Source organism: Haematospirillum sp. H1815, from assembly GCF_012102705.1.
GTDB lineage: Bacteria > Pseudomonadota > Alphaproteobacteria > Rhodospirillales > Rhodospirillaceae > Haematospirillum.
Window position 1 is genome coordinate 38,765 of record NZ_JAAVTA010000008.1, and the last position, 15,328, is coordinate 54,092.

13 protein-coding genes and 1 tRNA gene are annotated in these 15,328 nt (G+C 55.9%); 7 read left to right on the forward strand and 7 right to left on the reverse strand.

From position 1 onward, the window contains the following. Positions 1-145: 145 nt before the first annotated feature. The 5 genes from HEQ60_RS07700 to HEQ60_RS07720 form a co-directional block, all read right to left on the reverse strand. Complete coding sequence (locus HEQ60_RS07700) at positions 146-775, reverse strand: ribonuclease HII (RefSeq protein ID WP_168071142.1); 630 nt, start codon at positions 773-775, stop codon at positions 146-148. Beyond that, entirely contained in the window at positions 768-2,030 is a 1,263-nt protein-coding gene (locus tag HEQ60_RS07705; RefSeq protein ID WP_168071143.1) for a cation:proton antiporter, read from the reverse strand. Before HEQ60_RS07705 ends, HEQ60_RS07700 begins: the two co-directional genes overlap by 8 nt. Positions 2,031-2,111: 81 nt before the next feature. After that, on the reverse strand, positions 2,112-3,107 hold the full coding sequence (locus tag HEQ60_RS07710) for a YeiH family protein (RefSeq protein ID WP_168071144.1): 996 nt from the start codon (positions 3,105-3,107) through the stop codon (positions 2,112-2,114). A 22-nt stretch (positions 3,108-3,129) separates the two neighbouring features. After that, a complete protein-coding gene (locus tag HEQ60_RS07715) occupies positions 3,130-5,007 on the reverse strand; it encodes a lytic transglycosylase domain-containing protein (RefSeq protein ID WP_168071145.1) in 1,878 nt (625 codons plus the stop codon). Positions 5,008-5,090: 83 nt separating this feature from the next. Next, on the reverse strand, positions 5,091-6,005 hold the full coding sequence (locus HEQ60_RS07720; RefSeq protein ID WP_322099313.1) for a uracil-DNA glycosylase: 915 nt from the start codon (positions 6,003-6,005) through the stop codon (positions 5,091-5,093). Between the two features lie 99 nt (positions 6,006-6,104). Between HEQ60_RS07720 and HEQ60_RS07725 the strand changes: the two genes are divergently transcribed. Genes HEQ60_RS07725 through HEQ60_RS07735 form a run of 3 tightly spaced genes read left to right on the forward strand, consistent with a single transcriptional unit; the run spans position 6,105 to position 10,546 of the window. Then, positions 6,105-7,742 carry an electron transfer flavoprotein-ubiquinone oxidoreductase gene (locus HEQ60_RS07725; protein WP_168071146.1) on the forward strand — a complete coding sequence of 546 codons (1,638 nt, stop codon included), beginning with the start codon at positions 6,105-6,107 and terminating at the stop codon, positions 7,740-7,742. A 39-nt stretch (positions 7,743-7,781) separates the two neighbouring features. Continuing rightward, positions 7,782-9,563 carry a tetratricopeptide repeat protein gene (locus tag HEQ60_RS07730; protein WP_168071147.1) on the forward strand — a complete coding sequence of 594 codons (1,782 nt, stop codon included), beginning with the start codon at positions 7,782-7,784 and terminating at the stop codon, positions 9,561-9,563. A gap of 53 nt (positions 9,564-9,616) precedes the next feature. Further along, on the forward strand, positions 9,617-10,546 hold the full coding sequence (locus tag HEQ60_RS07735; protein WP_168071148.1) for a 4-(cytidine 5'-diphospho)-2-C-methyl-D-erythritol kinase: 930 nt from the start codon (positions 9,617-9,619) through the stop codon (positions 10,544-10,546). Here the strand turns inward: HEQ60_RS07735 and HEQ60_RS07740 are convergent. After that, on the reverse strand, positions 10,543-11,052 hold the full coding sequence (locus HEQ60_RS07740) for a GNAT family N-acetyltransferase (protein ID WP_168071149.1): 510 nt from the start codon (positions 11,050-11,052) through the stop codon (positions 10,543-10,545). The two genes, HEQ60_RS07735 and HEQ60_RS07740, sit on opposite strands and share 4 nt — an antisense overlap. A 207-nt stretch (positions 11,053-11,259) precedes the next feature. On the opposite strand from HEQ60_RS07740, the gene HEQ60_RS07745 reads away from it, so the two are divergent. Beyond that, a tRNA-Gln gene (locus HEQ60_RS07745) sits at positions 11,260-11,334 on the forward strand. A 38-nt stretch (positions 11,335-11,372) separates the two neighbouring features. Here the strand turns inward: HEQ60_RS07745 and HEQ60_RS07750 are convergent. After that, on the reverse strand, positions 11,373-12,368 hold the full coding sequence (locus tag HEQ60_RS07750; RefSeq protein ID WP_245183838.1) for a dipeptidase: 996 nt from the start codon (positions 12,366-12,368) through the stop codon (positions 11,373-11,375). Between the two features lie 174 nt (positions 12,369-12,542). On the opposite strand from HEQ60_RS07750, the gene HEQ60_RS07755 reads away from it, so the two are divergent. The 3 genes from HEQ60_RS07755 to HEQ60_RS07765 are packed head-to-tail and all read left to right on the forward strand — an operon-like array spanning position 12,543 to position 15,288. Further along, positions 12,543-12,785, forward strand: a complete 243-nt coding sequence (locus tag HEQ60_RS07755; protein ID WP_209315470.1) for a FeoA family protein — start codon at positions 12,543-12,545, stop codon at positions 12,783-12,785. Beyond that, entirely contained in the window at positions 12,782-15,037 is a 2,256-nt protein-coding gene (gene feoB / locus HEQ60_RS07760; protein WP_168071151.1) for a Fe(2+) transporter permease subunit FeoB, read from the forward strand. Before HEQ60_RS07755 ends, feoB begins: the two co-directional genes overlap by 4 nt. After that, positions 15,034-15,288 (forward strand): FeoC-like transcriptional regulator, encoded by a 255-nt coding sequence (locus HEQ60_RS07765; RefSeq protein WP_168071152.1) that lies wholly within the window; start codon positions 15,034-15,036, stop codon positions 15,286-15,288. Before feoB ends, HEQ60_RS07765 begins: the two co-directional genes overlap by 4 nt. Positions 15,289-15,328 lie beyond the last annotated feature (40 nt).

Consider the following 15,328-nt stretch of genomic DNA (forward strand, 5'->3'; position numbering starts at 1 on the left):
CCACCCTGGGCATAACACCCACAATCCCTTGACGGTGTTGCAGCAAAGCAACATAGAAAGAAAATCACACTGTCCACAGGCTGTGGATAGTGTGATGCGACTCGTTGCATTAACTGTGAATCATAACAATCTTGCAGGAAAGAATTCACACACTCTCAAACAGGCTGCCCTGCCCGGCAAAGCTGCGCCGATGATGCGGGGTTGGACCATGCCTGATAATTGCCTCCCGGTGGGCAACCGTTCCGTACCCCATGTTTTTATCCCAGCCATAAGCTGGGAAATCTGCCGACAACACCTCCATCATGCGATCACGGGTTACCTTGGCCATGATAGATGCTGCGGCAATGGACAAACTCAGGCTATCACCCTTCACAACACACATCACCGGACACGGAAAACTCTTTGGGGCCTGGTTTCCATCAATCAAGGCCACATCAGGACACACGCCCAATCCATTCACAGCTCGTGCCATGGCCAGATGCGTTGCTCGCAAGATATTGATGCGGTCTATCTCTTCCACGCTGGCGATACCAACCGACACGACCACACCAGGGCTACTGGTCAGCATCGAGAACAAGGCATTCCGCCGTGAGGCCGACAGCTTCTTGCTATCATTCAGGCCATGGAACAAGGCATCCGGCAACAGGTCTGGATCAAGCAAGGCGGCCCCCGCGACAACAGGCCCCGCCAAGGGCCCCCGCCCGGCCTCATCAACACCGGCAACCTTTGAACCAAAGCGGGACCGCGCGTCATTTTCCAGATAAAAATCAGGCATCTCTACTCCTGGAGACAATACGGGAAACTACACCCCAATAACGAAGGGCTTTATGGATCTCGGGCGCGCAGGCCACACGCAAAACATCGGCAGGGCCAGAGAAAGATTCCGTGCAGGTATTCAGGCGACGCACCGGTATTTGCCACAGAGGACTGATCGTCAGGGACAAAACTGTCACAGCAACCACCAACTGCCCCTCCCCGCTCTCCAGGAGCCTGCGGGAAACCCCGGCTCCCGCCAGCATAAAGGAGAACTCCCCGATCTGTGCCAGCGTTACCCCCACACAGAATGAACGGCGCCAACTGATCTTCTGCAAACGCAAGGCAAGCACATTGATCGTCGCCTTGATCACGGTAACAGCAACCAGCATCAGCAAGACGATACCAATATTGTCACGGAGAAATGTCAGATCGAGCAGCAGGCCAACAGACAGGAAAAACACCATCAGCAATAAAGCCTGTATCGGGTGAGCATGATGCCTCAGACTTTGTCCATCCGCACTGTTCCCGATGACCAGACCGGCCACAAAGGCCCCATACCCAGGTGAAAGTTCAGCAAAACCAGCCAAGGCAGCCGCCCCGAAGCAGGCTCCAAACGCGGCCAGCGGCCCAAGATCAGGGTGCCCCGAGACCGTTCCAACAAAGGGTAGACGAATGTCCCGACGCAACAAAACCCAAACCAGAGCAACCAGGATAAGGATCGACACGGCAACCCGCAGCATGACCTTGGGATCGATACCATCACCCGTCAATGCCGACAGCGTCAGCATCATTGGAACAACAGCCATATCCTGGGCGATCAGGATACCAACCGTCAGCCGTCCGGACGGACTGTCCAGCTCTCCTCTTTGCTCAAGGACCTTGATCACCACAGCTGTCGAGGACAGCGCCAGACAGAAGCCCAGCAGAACGGCGGTTCCTGCACTCCAGTCAAGCAGCCGGTGAAACAGGAGCATGACCCCAACACTGCCCCCCGTCTGTAAAAGCGTGGTCAGAACCGCCACACGCCACACTTCTGCAAAGCGATGGACCGACAGCTCAAGCCCGATAACAAACAGCAACATAACAATGCCCAGCTCGGCCAACAGGGCAACACCACCACGATCCGTGACCATTCCCAAGGCCGAGGGGCCAAGGATCACACCAGCAAGGATGTAACCAATAATCGCTGGCTGACGCAGACGCGTGAAAACAACACCACAAGCCATCGCAGCCAAGGCTGTTATGGCCATCCCTGTGAAATCATGATGCTCCATCGGACACTACCCTGAACGACAAGACACGACGACCCGGCCAACATGCCTGCCGTGACCGGGCCAGAAGAAAAACAATCACTGTCAGGACATAAAGGCCAAAAGCAGGGCAAGGGCAAGCGCAACCATGGCAATCCAGGCGACACCTCCCAACAACAACGGGGCCATCCCAAGACGATGCAACTGGCGGAAATCTGTACGCAAGCCCAGCGCGGCCATACCCGAGGTCAACAGCATGGTTGCCAGCAGGCCTGCGTGCTCTTCTACAAGACGGGGTAATACTCCAGCACTACGCATGACAAAAAGAGCTGTAAAACCGACCACAAACCATGGAAGACCCATGGGAACATGCACGTCGTCACGATTCTGTCGCCTCTGGAAGAAAACAATAATAAACAAGGCAGGAACAAGCAGAACAACCCGCAGAAGCTTTGCCAGCGTACCAATAACTCCGGCATCAGAACCAACCTGCCAGGAAGCGGCAACGGCCTGAGCCACTTCATGCAAGGTTGCCCCACACCACAGCCCTCCCCTGAATTCATCCAGATCAAACCAGAGTACAAGGTATGGCAGGATGAACATGCCACAGGTACCAAGCAGGGTAACCAAGGCAATGGCGCAAGCGACGTGCTCAGGAGAAGCCCGCGTCACATCGCGACCCGCAGCAATGGCCGAAGCCCCGCACACGGATGTTCCCAAGGCAATCAGGGAGGTCAGACGGGGATCAAGGCCCATTCCCCGCCCCAGCCATAATATCAGCAACAGCACAAAGAGAAGGCACACGACAACCAGGCCCATGCCTCCAAGCCCGATGGCCTGCAGTTCTGCCAATGAAACAGTCGCTCCCAGGCACACAAGGCCAGAGCGCAAGAGAACGCCGGCCATGGCCACCTCACCCGGTTCACGGCGAGCAGAGAATGGAAGAGCAGATCGCGCGGCGATACCAAGAACAATGGCCAGACTCAGCGTCCCGAAGCCAAAGGCAAGATGCAGGTGGTGCAGCAAGAAAGCCACCAAGGTAACCAACGACACAGACAATATGCCAGGGACGCAAGACAGATAGAAGGTTACACTACGCATCAGATATGTCTTCTTCCTCGCATCACGACATAACATTGATCATCATGACAGTCGGAAAGACATAGCCTGAACGGAAAGACAGCGGCTGATCCTGCGCTGTGGGCGCGGCCGTACGAGCATCCTGCGGAACATAAAGAGGCCAACGCCCGGAAGCCACCATGTCCAGTCCGGGATTGTCCTGTCCCAAGCGATCACGATAAATCCACAAATCTGCCAAAACACGCTCGATATAGGCACGCGTCTCACGAGATGGGATAGCCTCTATAAACAGCAAGGGATCATCGTCGTACCGAACCGTCTTTCTCCAGCGCGCCAGCGTACCCGGGCCTGCGTTATAGGCCGCGGCAACAAAAAACATGTTTCCCTTTATGTCCGGCAAACCCAAAAGATGCTCAAGGTACGACTGCCCCAAGGACAAACTGACTTCAGGATCCATAACGGCCCGAGACCCACCCAGCCAACCATTATTCTCCATACGCGCAACCGCACGGGCCGTAGCAGGCATGATCTGCATCAACCCGACCGCACCAGCCGGAGAACGCGCTGCCGGGTTAAAAGCAGACTCCTGGCGGGCAAATGCATACAGCATGGCACGGTCCAACGCCCATCCATTGCGGGGCTGCCAGGCAGGAACCGGATACCGGGCCGATTCAAAGGAGTTATCCATACTCTGGGTACGAACAGATGACAGATGCAGGGCCAGACTGGCCATCCCTTCCCGCTCTGCGAAATGGAGGATTGCCTGCCTTTGTTCATGACTGGCTGCGGGGTACAAGCGGCGCAACTCATCTTCTGCACGATCATGCTTGCCAACTAGAACCAAGGCCAAGGCACGCCGCCCGGCGGGTGAGTCGGTGATCGCCACCGCCTCTTGATCCGTGATTGTATCCGTACGCCACGAAAAGTCCAAAGGCAGGCCAAGCGCACGCCGCGCAATCAACCCATAGAATGTATGCGGGTAGGACGCCGCAATATGAAGTGACTGGCTGACTTCCTGCGGCCGCCGATTTTTCAGGGCAGAACGGGCAGACCAATAAGCTGCCGCAGAACGAACCCAAGGCGAAGCATTGTCTGCATCACGCAATGCAGAGAACCATACAGCCGCCTCCTCGTAATCATGGCGCCGCCAACTTGCCAAGCCACCAGCCCAGTGGGCCAACGACAGGGCACGCGAATCCCGGCCACGCACCTGACGGGCGAAACGCAAAGCTGTTTCGTCTTTTCCCTTGATAAAGGCAGCATAGGCAAGAGAGGCCCACAGACGATCACGATCAACAGAAGACAAAGGACTTGTCCTGAGAAGATTGCTTGCCGCATCAAACCGACCGGCAACCAGATGCCCCCGGAAGATACGTCCTGTCTTCAGAACAGACGCCGCACGGGAGGACAGAACCGATGCCTCTCTCTCCCACCGGGGATCATCACCGGAGATGCCCGTAACAAACCCCTCCGGCGAGACGGGATGCGGCAAGGGTCCTCCACCGCGTTTGCGGGCCAGCCGATAAATCCGGCGGGCATCATGGTGATCGGCGTACAGTTCCATCCACGACCGGAGTTCCTGGAAAGACGCCTTGCCATAACGGGCAGAAAGATATCGATCCTGCAAGACATAACCAAGCAACAGCTTGCTATCCAAAGAACGCACAACATGATCTGCGGCGGCAAAAAGGCCTTGATCCTGAAGGGAGAAAATACGCTGGTAACGTTCAACATCAGGCGCGGATAACACACTGGAAATACCAACATGTCGCGCCCCGTCATCACTAGGATCGGGGGAGGAAAAAGCGCAAGCTGGAAGCCCTGAAAAGAACAAGCACAGCAGAGATAAAACAATCCCCCCTGCCCACTGGCGCAGCAAAACAGCTACACGACACCCTGCACACCAAATGGGCTGGATCATCAGATATCACTCCGCTATCGCCGCCCACCTGCTTATACGCGCGGGGTAGCTTGGCAACAAGGTGAAGGAAACAGGCGACATGATCACAAGGGCGCGAGCGATCCCAGCTTCAGCTTGACTTCCAGAAGATCACGCCATGCCTGGCGCTTGTGAGCCGGGTTACGCAGCAAATACGCTGGATGAAAAGTGGCCAGTGCCGGAACCGGAGCGGAAAGCCCCGGACTTGACCAAGACCGCCAATGCCCACGCAAACGGGTGATACCTTCCGTACGCGCAAAAAGGTTCTTGGCCGCCAATCCCCCAACCAAAAGAAGGACTTTTGGCTGTACCAACTCAATATGACGAACAAGGAAGGGAAGACAGACGGCAACTTCGGCATCTGTAGGGGCACGGTTTCCCGGCGGACGCCACGGCAGCAGGTTGGTGATGTAGTAAGAACGACGATCAAGGCCAATGCTGGAAAGCATGCGATCCAGAAGCTGGCCACTGACCCCGACAAACGGTTTGCCTTCCCGGTCTTCATCCCGTCCCGGTGCCTCGCCAACAACCATCAGGTCTGAATCCGGGTTGCCATCAGCAAAAACAGTCCGCGAAGCCGTCACCTTCAGAGGGCATCCTTCAAAAGCCTCGACAGCAGCCCGCAAAGTTTCCAGATCCAGGCATTCCGCAGCAGCACGCGTTGCACCAAACCGTGCCGCTGCCGGCTCATCCTGCAAGGAGGAAGACGCAACAGAATGACTACGGGGGGCCGCAGCCGGTGCTGGCAGGCTCACACCCTCTGGCAACGGGGAGACAGGCCGCACAGGAGCAGCATCAACAGCCGGACGGGACAAGGCAAAGCGATCTTGCGGCTGTTCGCCAACAACCTCGTCGACGCCGGCGTCAAGATACCAACGCAAGAGAGCCGGTCCAGACAGTACATCCGGGGTACACTGTGTATTCTCTATCATGGCCAGACCATAGCACACACTCTCCCGGATCGTCACTTCTCCGTACACGACCCTCCCCCTCTTTCCATATAATCCCTTTCCTGCAAGCTCTTGCCCCCGTATGCTGGCGGCTTGATACAGCCGCGTGACAAGACAGGGGAATGGCCGATGAAGCGGGAGTCCATGGAGTTTGATGTGGTTATCGTTGGCGGCGGCCCCGCCGGACTCAGCGCATCAATCCGACTCAAGCAACTGGCTGCCGCAGAAGGGCGGGAACTGTCAGTATGCGTTATTGAGAAGGGATCGGAGATCGGAGCCCATATTCTGTCCGGTGCGGTCATTGAAACGCGTGCCCTGGACGAGTTGATTCCAAACTGGAAGGTCAAGGATGCTCCCCTTAAAACACAGGCAACGGACGACAACTTTCTGTTTCTGACAGAAACCAGGGCCTTCCGCCTGCCCACACCGCCGCAGATGCATAATCATGGCAACTACATCGTTTCCTTGGGCAACCTTTGCCGGTGGCTGGCAGAGCAGGCCGAAGAAGCCGGTGTAGAAATCTATCCGGGATTCGCAGGAGCAGAGATCCTGTACGATGAAACCGGCGCGGTGCGCGGTGTGGCAACAGGGGACATGGGGCGAGACCGTAATGGGGAGCCAACGGACCAGTTCCAACCCGGCATGGAGCTTGTTGCCCGCCAAACCCTGTTTGCAGAAGGCGTACGCGGTTCACTGGCCAAGGAGCTGATGGAACGCTTTGATCTACGCAAGGACTGTGATCCGCAAACGTACGGGATCGGGATCAAGGAGATCTGGGAGGTAGACCCATCTGTACACCGTCCGGGACGGATTGTGCATACCATTGGCTGGCCAATGCGAGCCGATACCTATGGCGGCTCTTTCCTCTATCACATGGAAAACAATCAGATCGCCATCGGCTTTGTCGTCGCCCTCGACTACTCTAACCCATATCTGTCTCCTTTTGATGAGTTCCAGCGTTTCAAGACCCATCCGTCCGTCAGACCACTGCTTGAAAAAGGTCGACGGGTTGCCTATGGCGCCAGAGCAATCAATGAAGGAGGCTTCCAGTCTATCCCGAAACTGACATTTCCCGGCGGGGCTCTGATCGGCTGCTCGGCAGGCTTCCTGAATGTCCCGAAGATCAAGGGAACCCATACCGCCATGAAATCCGGCATGGTTGCCGCAGAGGCTGTTTTCGAAGCCCTGTCAAACGGTGCATCATGCCGGGATGAAGTCAGCGCTTACGGTCATATGATGAAAGCCTCGTGGGTATGGCCGGAATTACACAAGGCCCGCAATATCCGCCCATCTTTCCACAAGGGTCTCTGGGGCGGCTTGATCTATTCTGCACTGGCAACCTATGTGTTCAGGGGCAAAGAACCCTGGACATTCCACAACCACGCCGACCATGCCTGCCTGAAGCCGGCCTGTGCTGTCCCTGTGATCCAGTACCCCAAACCAGATGGCGTCATTACATTTGACCGTCTGTCCTCGGTCTTTCTGTCCTCAACAAACCACGCCGAGAACCAGCCCTGCCACCTGACCCTGAAGGATCCAACACTGCCTGTTTCCGTAAATCTGAAGATCTATGCAGGGCCTGAAGCACGATTCTGTCCCGCCGGAGTCTATGAGTTTGTTTCTGACCCAACAACCGGGAAAGACCGTCTTCAGATCAACGCTCAAAACTGTGTACACTGTAAAACATGTGATATCAAAGATCCCTCCGGGAACATCAACTGGGTTGTTCCACAAGGGGGCGACGGGCCCAATTACCCGAATATGTAAAAACAGGGTACAGGTACGAACAGGCTGAATCGATTGGATATGCTTTCATACAAGACTTGTGGCAGATGGCCTCGTCGGCGCAGCCTGTCCCGTGCCCTGCCCCGGGCGGCCACTCTCTGGGTATCCGGGGCAACCCTGTTGCTTGCATCGTGTAGTCCGGTCTCGGAATACGGCAAGGTCAGTCTTGCATCCGAGCTTCAGGATCACCCCCCGCCCTTGTCGTCTGCTTTCGGGCAGTACCTGGCCGGACGTCAAGCGCAAGTGGAACATGACAGCACTGCAGCGGCCGCTTACTATCAGGGTGCCCTGCTGCATAATCCTGCCAACATAGAGCTGGCGCGCCGCACGTGGTATTACATGCTGGTTTCAGGCCAAAGCAAGAATGCCATTGCCTTGGCCACTGCAACATTACCACATGACAAAGGGAACACGCTTGCCCCGCTTGTGGTCGCAACGGGGTATGCCCATGAAGGGCGCTGGCATGATGCGCTGGAGATTCTCGCACCCCTGAAGGAACAAGGGCTAAACAGCTTTGTGGTTCCGCTTATGCGGGCGTGGATCCTTGCCGGGTCGGGGCAACACGACCAAGCACTGGAAACACTCCGGCCCATGCGTCAACAGCGACAGCTTGTACCACTGCACGATTTTCACGCGGGCTTGATCCTGGATACGGCAGGCCGGGATGCCGAAGCTGGCTACTGGTACGAGAAAGTTCTGGATGGCTCATCGCTGTCTCTGCGAGCTGCCCAGATTATAGGGGCCTATCTACACCGGAATGGCAAGGCCGAAGCCGCGCTGGAGCTTTTTGAACGCTACAGACGGGAACACATGTCTTCCGTTCTTGTCGATGCCGCATTGACGGAGTTCCGTTCAAGTAACGGACAGGACAGACCTGTTCACTCTGCATCTGATGGGCTGTCTGAAGCCCTGTATGGCACCGCCTCTTCCATTGTACAGGAAAAAGCATGGGATGCCGTTCTGGTCTTCTCTCGCATGGCCTTGATCGCAAGACCCGACTTCAGCTACGCACAGCTGATGATCGGAGATGTCCTGTATGAACAGCGGCGCTGGAAAGAAGCAGCCCGCACCCTTGGCAGCATTACAAAAGATACCCCCCTTTTCTGGCCGGCCCGCCTGAAAATGGCCGAAGCGTTTGAGCAGGACGGCCTTCCGGATAAAGCCCGCAACGTCCTGAACATTCTCTCGGACATGCACCCGGAAACCCCAGAGCCCTCGATGCTTCTGGGCGATCTGGAGCGACGGCAAAATCGCTGGTCAGCAGCCATATCGGCATATCGCTCTGGCCTGGAGCGGCTGAAAGGAACAACCATACCAACGTGGCCGGCCCACTACAGCTTGGGCATGGCCCTGGAGCGCAGCGGGCAGTGGGATGAGGCAGAAAAACACCTGCTTCTGGCCTTGGAGCAACAGCCGGACCACCCGATGATCCTAAACTATCTTGGCTATTCATGGATCGACCGCGGCCTGAATCTGGAACGTGGCAAAGCTATGATTGAACAGGCCGTTGCCCAGCGCCCGGATGATGGCTTCATCGTCGACAGTCTGGGGTGGGCCCTGTACCTTTTGGGTGACTATCAAGGTGCGATTACCTATCTGGAACAAGCTGTCGAGCTGGAACCAGCCGATCCAACCATCAATGATCATCTTGGCGATGCATACTGGAAAACAGGGCGCACACGAGAAGCCATTTTTCAGTGGAAACGGGCCTTGAGCCTGAAGCCGGAAGACAGCATAGCCCGAAGTATCACGCAGAAACTGGGCGAACACGCCAAGAGCCGTGAAGGCACATCGCCGCAGTAAGATCTTCGCACCACCCGAAGAATGAAAAGAGACGGCACCGCCAAGGACAGGACATGACCACTTCTGAAAAGACAGTGTGCGTTGCAGCCCCGGCCAAGGTCAACTTGACCTTGCACCTTATGGCACGTCGCGACGATGGCTATCATATGCTGGAAAGTCTTGTGGTGTTTGCAGGCATTCTAGATCGCATCACGCTGGAACCGTCCGACACATTTTCATTGGTTATTGAGGGGCCCCAAGCCCACAATCTGGATACCCTGGATCCAGCAGACAACATCACCCTGCGAGCCGCACAGCGCATGGCCGCTCTTGCGGGACGTAGGGATGGCGTGCAGGTGGTTCTGGAAAAAAACATCCCCGTTTCTGCGGGAATAGGCGGAGGCAGCGCCGATGCCGCAGCGGTCCTGCACGGTCTGATACGCTTGTGGTCCTTCTACCCCACAAAAGCAGCCCTGCATGAATTGGCTCTTGGTTTGGGTGCCGATGTTCCGGTATGCCTGCAGGGACGCTCAACAATCATGGAAGGGATTGGCGACGTCCTGCATGAAGCCCCTCCACTGCCCGGATTTTGGCTGGTGCTTGCAAACCCGGGCGTAGAAGTCTCCACACCTCTGGTTTTCCGGGCCCATACCGGTGACTTTCTCCCCCCGGTCCGGCTGACCGATACACCCCGTTCCGCCGAGGATCTGGCAGCGCAATTGCGTAAAGGACGCAACGATCTGACCGCAGCAGCCATAAGCCTGGAACCGGTTATCGGAGAGTGCCTGGCTCTTCTGACGGCTCTGCCGTCGTGCCTGCTTGCCAGAATGTCCGGCAGTGGCGCAACATGCTGGGCACTCTTCTCTACAGAGTATGAAGCCCGGACAGCGGCCAAAGCCCTGCGCACAGCCAAACCTGCATGGTGGGTTGCAGCGGCCCCGGTTCTGCACACGGTTGACCCGTCCGGGCTGGCGGACTCACCCGTCTCGTTCACCGGGATCTAACCCTTCGTCATCACATCAACCGTGGCGGTTTCCGAGGGTAAGCGCAACAACGGCTTGCCAAGAGGGTAGCCCGGCATACCTTGCCAAACATCAACGGGGCCGCTTTTTCTGTACCCGGCTGCCAGATAAAATGGCAACGCTGTCTTGGTACTTGTCAGCGTGATGGTGGAATGCCCCCGCCTCGATATCCATGCCTCAAGATGCGATAAGACAGCCCGGCTGATCCCTCGGAACCGGCAAAGAGGTTCTACGTAGTTCAGAAGAATCTCGCCATCCACACTGGCAGCCCCAACACCCACAACACAGTTGGCATCTTCTGCAAAAACGAATCTGATGCTCTCAGAATCAATCCAGAGAGCAACCGTTTCGGGGGTCTTATTGGCAAGCCAGAGCGCCATCCGCTCAGGGCTTCCTCCATGATCCGCCTGGCACAGATCTACAATAGAACGCCGCAGCACATCTGTTGCCGAGCATATATCACCTGGCTCTCCTGTTCGTATATGCACAACAACCCCCGGATCATCAACGGAGCAGACAATAACACCGAAAATAGCAATATATCATGCTGCACCATCAAACCCAAAATAGCCCTTGCGCACCAGATGTATGTTGTGACCCAAAGTGTTGGCGTGTGCACAAAAGACTGTTGCACAGGTCAGAAGAATACCTTATGGTGCCGCCCTCTCGCACAGGGTAGTCTTTACTTTGTCTGTTGGGGTGTAGCCAAGCGGTAAGGCAGCGGTTTTTGGTACCGCCATTCCCAGGTTCGAATCCTGGCACCCCAGCCACCACCTATCAATCATAGCACGTAATTAAAACGCCCGGTTCAGACACTGGCGCTTCCCCACGATTCATTGGCAACCCGCCTGAAGTTTCCCCCCATAATTTTGCCGGCATCATCCCGATTGTAGCCGTGCGCAAGCAAAGAACAGGCAAGATGTGACAGGTTCTCAGGGGCATAGACCTTGACCGGATAACCAGGCGTGTATCCGCGCTCAACCGGCCACCAGTATCCCCGGTCAACGCCATCGGGAAAGTCTGTCATTCCAGGCAGCTCATGCATGACATCCAAGCCGATCCCGACGTGATCTATACCCGCAACAGCAACAACATGATCAATATGACGGATCATATCCTCGTCCTGCACATCCGTCTTAATGTCAAAAAACCGATTCAATCCGGATAATCCGACCACCCCCCCGGTCTGGGCACAGGCACGAATCAGATCATCATCAATACAGCGCTCATGCCCACACAAGGCACGGGGATTGGTATGGCTGAAAACAACGGGACGCTGCGCAACCTCCATAACATCAAGGGCAGAACGGCGCCCCATATGCGAACAATCCATGATCATCCCGTTGTCATGCACAGCCCTCACCATACGGCGCCCCAGTGCGGTCAGGGGCATGTCATCGTCATGACATCCCCCCGAAATACTGTTGTTCCGGTTATAGGCAAAGTGAATCTGGCGTACACCCAGAACTGAAAAAACCTCCAGCATCTCGGGCATATCCTGAAGCATCAAAGAACCTTCAAGATCAAAGGCTATGGCAAGGACCCCTCTGGACCGTGCGGCATCAATATCCGCCACTGTACGAACAAGGGACCAGCGGTCGGGAGATTCCGCGATTTTGGCCCGGAAGGCGGCCAAGACACGCATGATCTGAGAGATCTGGTTCATATCCATGCCAACATTGACAGAGACAAACCCGGCCCCACCACGAACATGACTGTCCAAGAGAGACAAAGGTGCCCGCGTATCAAGGGGCAAGCAGACATGCGCATCCCAGATCAGGTCAGGCAACCAAGAATCCATCATGCAAAGCATCCTTTAATAGCCAGAACGAAACATAATCAGGGCCACGCCCACGTTTTAAGTTGAGACAGATCAATTCATCATATTGACAGATAGCATATGAAAATCAGATCAAGTTGCAGCAAGCTCGCACTCCAGCAGCCCATTGCCAGAAGCCGATACCCGAACAACAGAACCATGGCAGATATGACTCTTCAGGATCTATACCCCGGACAAGCCGCACGTGTCATCGGATTACAGGGGGGGAGTGCCGGATACCGGCAACGCCTGTTGGCCATGGGCCTGACACCGGGGACCTGCTTTACAATCACACGTGTCGCCCCATTGGGAGACCCGCTAGAGCTGCATGTACGGGGTTGCAGTCTGACCATACGCCGTTCTGAAGCCAGTATTATCGCCGTGGAGGTCCTGTCGCCATGACCCTGCACATTGCACTGGCCGGCAACCCAAATTGCGGAAAAACAACGCTTTTCAATGCATTGACAGGATCACGTCAATACGTTGGCAACTGGCCCGGCGTGACCGTCGAGAAAAAAACTGGCACCATAAGACTACCGAACGGGCGCTGTGTCACACTTGTCGACCTACCAGGAACCTACATGCTGGGCGGACCGGATACCAGCAGCGAGGATGAGCGGATTGCCCGTGATGCCCTGTTGCTTGACAAACCTGCCCTGATTATCAATGTGCTGGATGCCTCGGCGCTGGAGCGGAACCTCTACCTGACCACACAGATTCTGGAAATGGGTGTCCCCCTGATTCTGGCCATCAACATGATGGATATGGCAGAGAGCAAGGGAATCACCATTGACCATCAGCAGCTGTCCGCAAACCTAGGATGCCCGGTTATCCCTTTAATCGCCTCTCGCTCCCGTGGGCTGGAACAACTTAGGATAACACTGGAGACGGCAATAGAGGCCCCAAGCGGAACAGAGCGACGCCCGGACCATCACGCAAGCATTATTGAAGCCTCTCGGGCGCTCGTTCCCTTCGTCAACGACAAGGCCAGAATGGAAGGTATTGACCCCACATGGGCAGCCCTGCGCCTGATTGAAGGTGACAGCCTGGCCGAAACCCTGACAGATGCTGCGGGGATTAACGCTGCAGAAACAGCCCGTAACGACATCAGCACAAACAGCGGTGAAGACGCAGACATCCTGATTGCCGAAGGACGTTACACCTTTATTGGCGCGATTCTGGCTGATTGCTGCAAAAAGACCCCCATGGAAACGGCACGCACGACAGGGAGGCTTGATTCCCTGGTTCTGAGCAAATTTGCGGGAATCCCCATCTTTCTGGCCGTTATGTACCTGATGTTCCTGCTGACCATCACGCTGGGCGGGGCATTCATCGACTCCTTTGACCTGGCAGCAGGTGCTTTGCTGGTTGATGCTCCGTCCCGCCTTCTGGAAGCGGCCGCTGCCCCCCCATGGCTTGCTGCCGTAGTGAAAGCTGTCGGCCAAGGCATGCAAACCGTTTGCACGTTTATTCCCATTATCGGCTTTCTGTTTCTCTTCCTGTCTGCCTTGGAAGACTCGGGCTACATGGCTCGCGCAGCGTTCGTTGCCGATCGGGCCATACGCAGCCTCGGCCTACCCGGAAAGGCCTTTGTCCCCCTGATTGTAGGGTTTGGCTGTAATGTCCCGGCAATCATGGCAACCCGAACCTTGGAACATCGGCGTGAAAGAATCCTGACATCCATGATGGCCCCTTTCATGTCATGTGGGGCCAGATTGCCTGTTTTTGCGCTTTTTGCAGCCGCTTTCTTCCCTGAAAACGGCCAGAACGTGGTATTCGGCCTTTATATTCTGGGCGTTATAGCTGCTGTAGGCACTGGGCTTGCCCTCAAACACACATTCTTGGGGGGAGAATCGCTCCCCTTCGTTATGGAATTACCCCCGTGGCATGTTCCTTCGGGGCGAACAATCATGCTGCAAACGCGACAACGACTTGCCGGTTTTGTCTTCCGGGCCGGTCAGATTATTGTTCCGGTCGTGACAGTTCTCTCCCTCCTGGCATCAACAGGTACGGACGGAACATTTGATATTGCAGACAGGCAGAATTCTTTCCTGGCATCAACAAGCCGTGCCCTGATCCCTGCGCTCGAGCCTCTTGGTATTAATGATGACAACTGGCCAGCTGCAGTCGGGCTGGTAACCGGCCTATTCGCAAAGGAGGCCATTATCGCCACACTGGACAGCCTGTATGTCTCTACGCACGATAATGAAAACACAGCGAACTCAACGGCTCCACTCCTTGAAGCGCTTACTGATGCTTTCACTACCATCCCCACAAACATAATGGCCCTAACAGGGCTTGGATCGGTTGAAGACAATCCGGATCACCAGGAAACACCCCTGACACAAGAACTGGCACGAAGGTTCAGCAGCCCACCAGCAGCCTTGGCCTATATGGTGCTGGTTCTACTCTACAGCCCATGCGTAGCGACTCTCGGTGCTATACGGCAGGAAATTGGCGTGCGCTGGATGTTGTTCTCTGCCATATGGACAACGGCACTGGCTTGGCTATCCGCTGTCGCGATCTACCAAGGCGGAACCTTGGCCATAAAATCGGGATACCCTGTAATCGCCACAGGTATAAGCCTGATACTGGCTATAGGGATTCTGTCTGGCATCAGTCTGAACAGACGCCGGAAACAGAGAATAGCATGAACAGCTTGTTTGCCATACGGCACTGCCTGCAAGCCTATGGCCCCTTGTCTGCAGCTGATATTGCTGCGCATGTCAACAGTACCGAGGAAGCCGCAGAACCCCTGATCGAACGATGGATCGCAAAGGGACAGGTCCGCCGCATCACCGCTCCCCCACCCTGCGGCATGCGCCGTGGTGGATGTGCCATATGTTCCTCTGCATCGGTTGATCGATATGAATGGGTGCAACACAGAACTGCATTGTATCCATAAAAGACCATGAAGTACCTGCCCAGCGGCTTACACAGACAGG

Coding starts and splice junctions, on each gene's coding strand:
- HEQ60_RS07730 (WP_168071147.1), top strand. CDS start 7,782: ATGCTTTCATACAAGACTTGTGGCAGATGGCCTCGTCGGCGCAGCCTG.
- HEQ60_RS07765 (WP_168071152.1), top strand. CDS start 15,034: ATGAACAGCTTGTTTGCCATACGGCACTGCCTGCAAGCCTATGGCCCC.
- HEQ60_RS07715 (WP_168071145.1), bottom strand. CDS start 5,007: ATGATCCAGCCCATTTGGTGTGCAGGGTGTCGTGTAGCTGTTTTGCTG.
- HEQ60_RS07705 (WP_168071143.1), bottom strand. CDS start 2,030: ATGGAGCATCATGATTTCACAGGGATGGCCATAACAGCCTTGGCTGCG.
- HEQ60_RS07750 (WP_245183838.1), bottom strand. CDS start 12,368: ATGATGGATTCTTGGTTGCCTGACCTGATCTGGGATGCGCATGTCTGC.
- HEQ60_RS07735 (WP_168071148.1), top strand. CDS start 9,617: ATGACCACTTCTGAAAAGACAGTGTGCGTTGCAGCCCCGGCCAAGGTC.
- HEQ60_RS07755 (WP_209315470.1), top strand. CDS start 12,543: ATGGCAGATATGACTCTTCAGGATCTATACCCCGGACAAGCCGCACGT.
- HEQ60_RS07725 (WP_168071146.1), top strand. CDS start 6,105: ATGAAGCGGGAGTCCATGGAGTTTGATGTGGTTATCGTTGGCGGCGGC.
- HEQ60_RS07700 (WP_168071142.1), bottom strand. CDS start 775: ATGCCTGATTTTTATCTGGAAAATGACGCGCGGTCCCGCTTTGGTTCA.
- HEQ60_RS07710 (WP_168071144.1), bottom strand. CDS start 3,107: ATGCGTAGTGTAACCTTCTATCTGTCTTGCGTCCCTGGCATATTGTCT.
- feoB (WP_168071151.1), top strand. CDS start 12,782: ATGACCCTGCACATTGCACTGGCCGGCAACCCAAATTGCGGAAAAACA.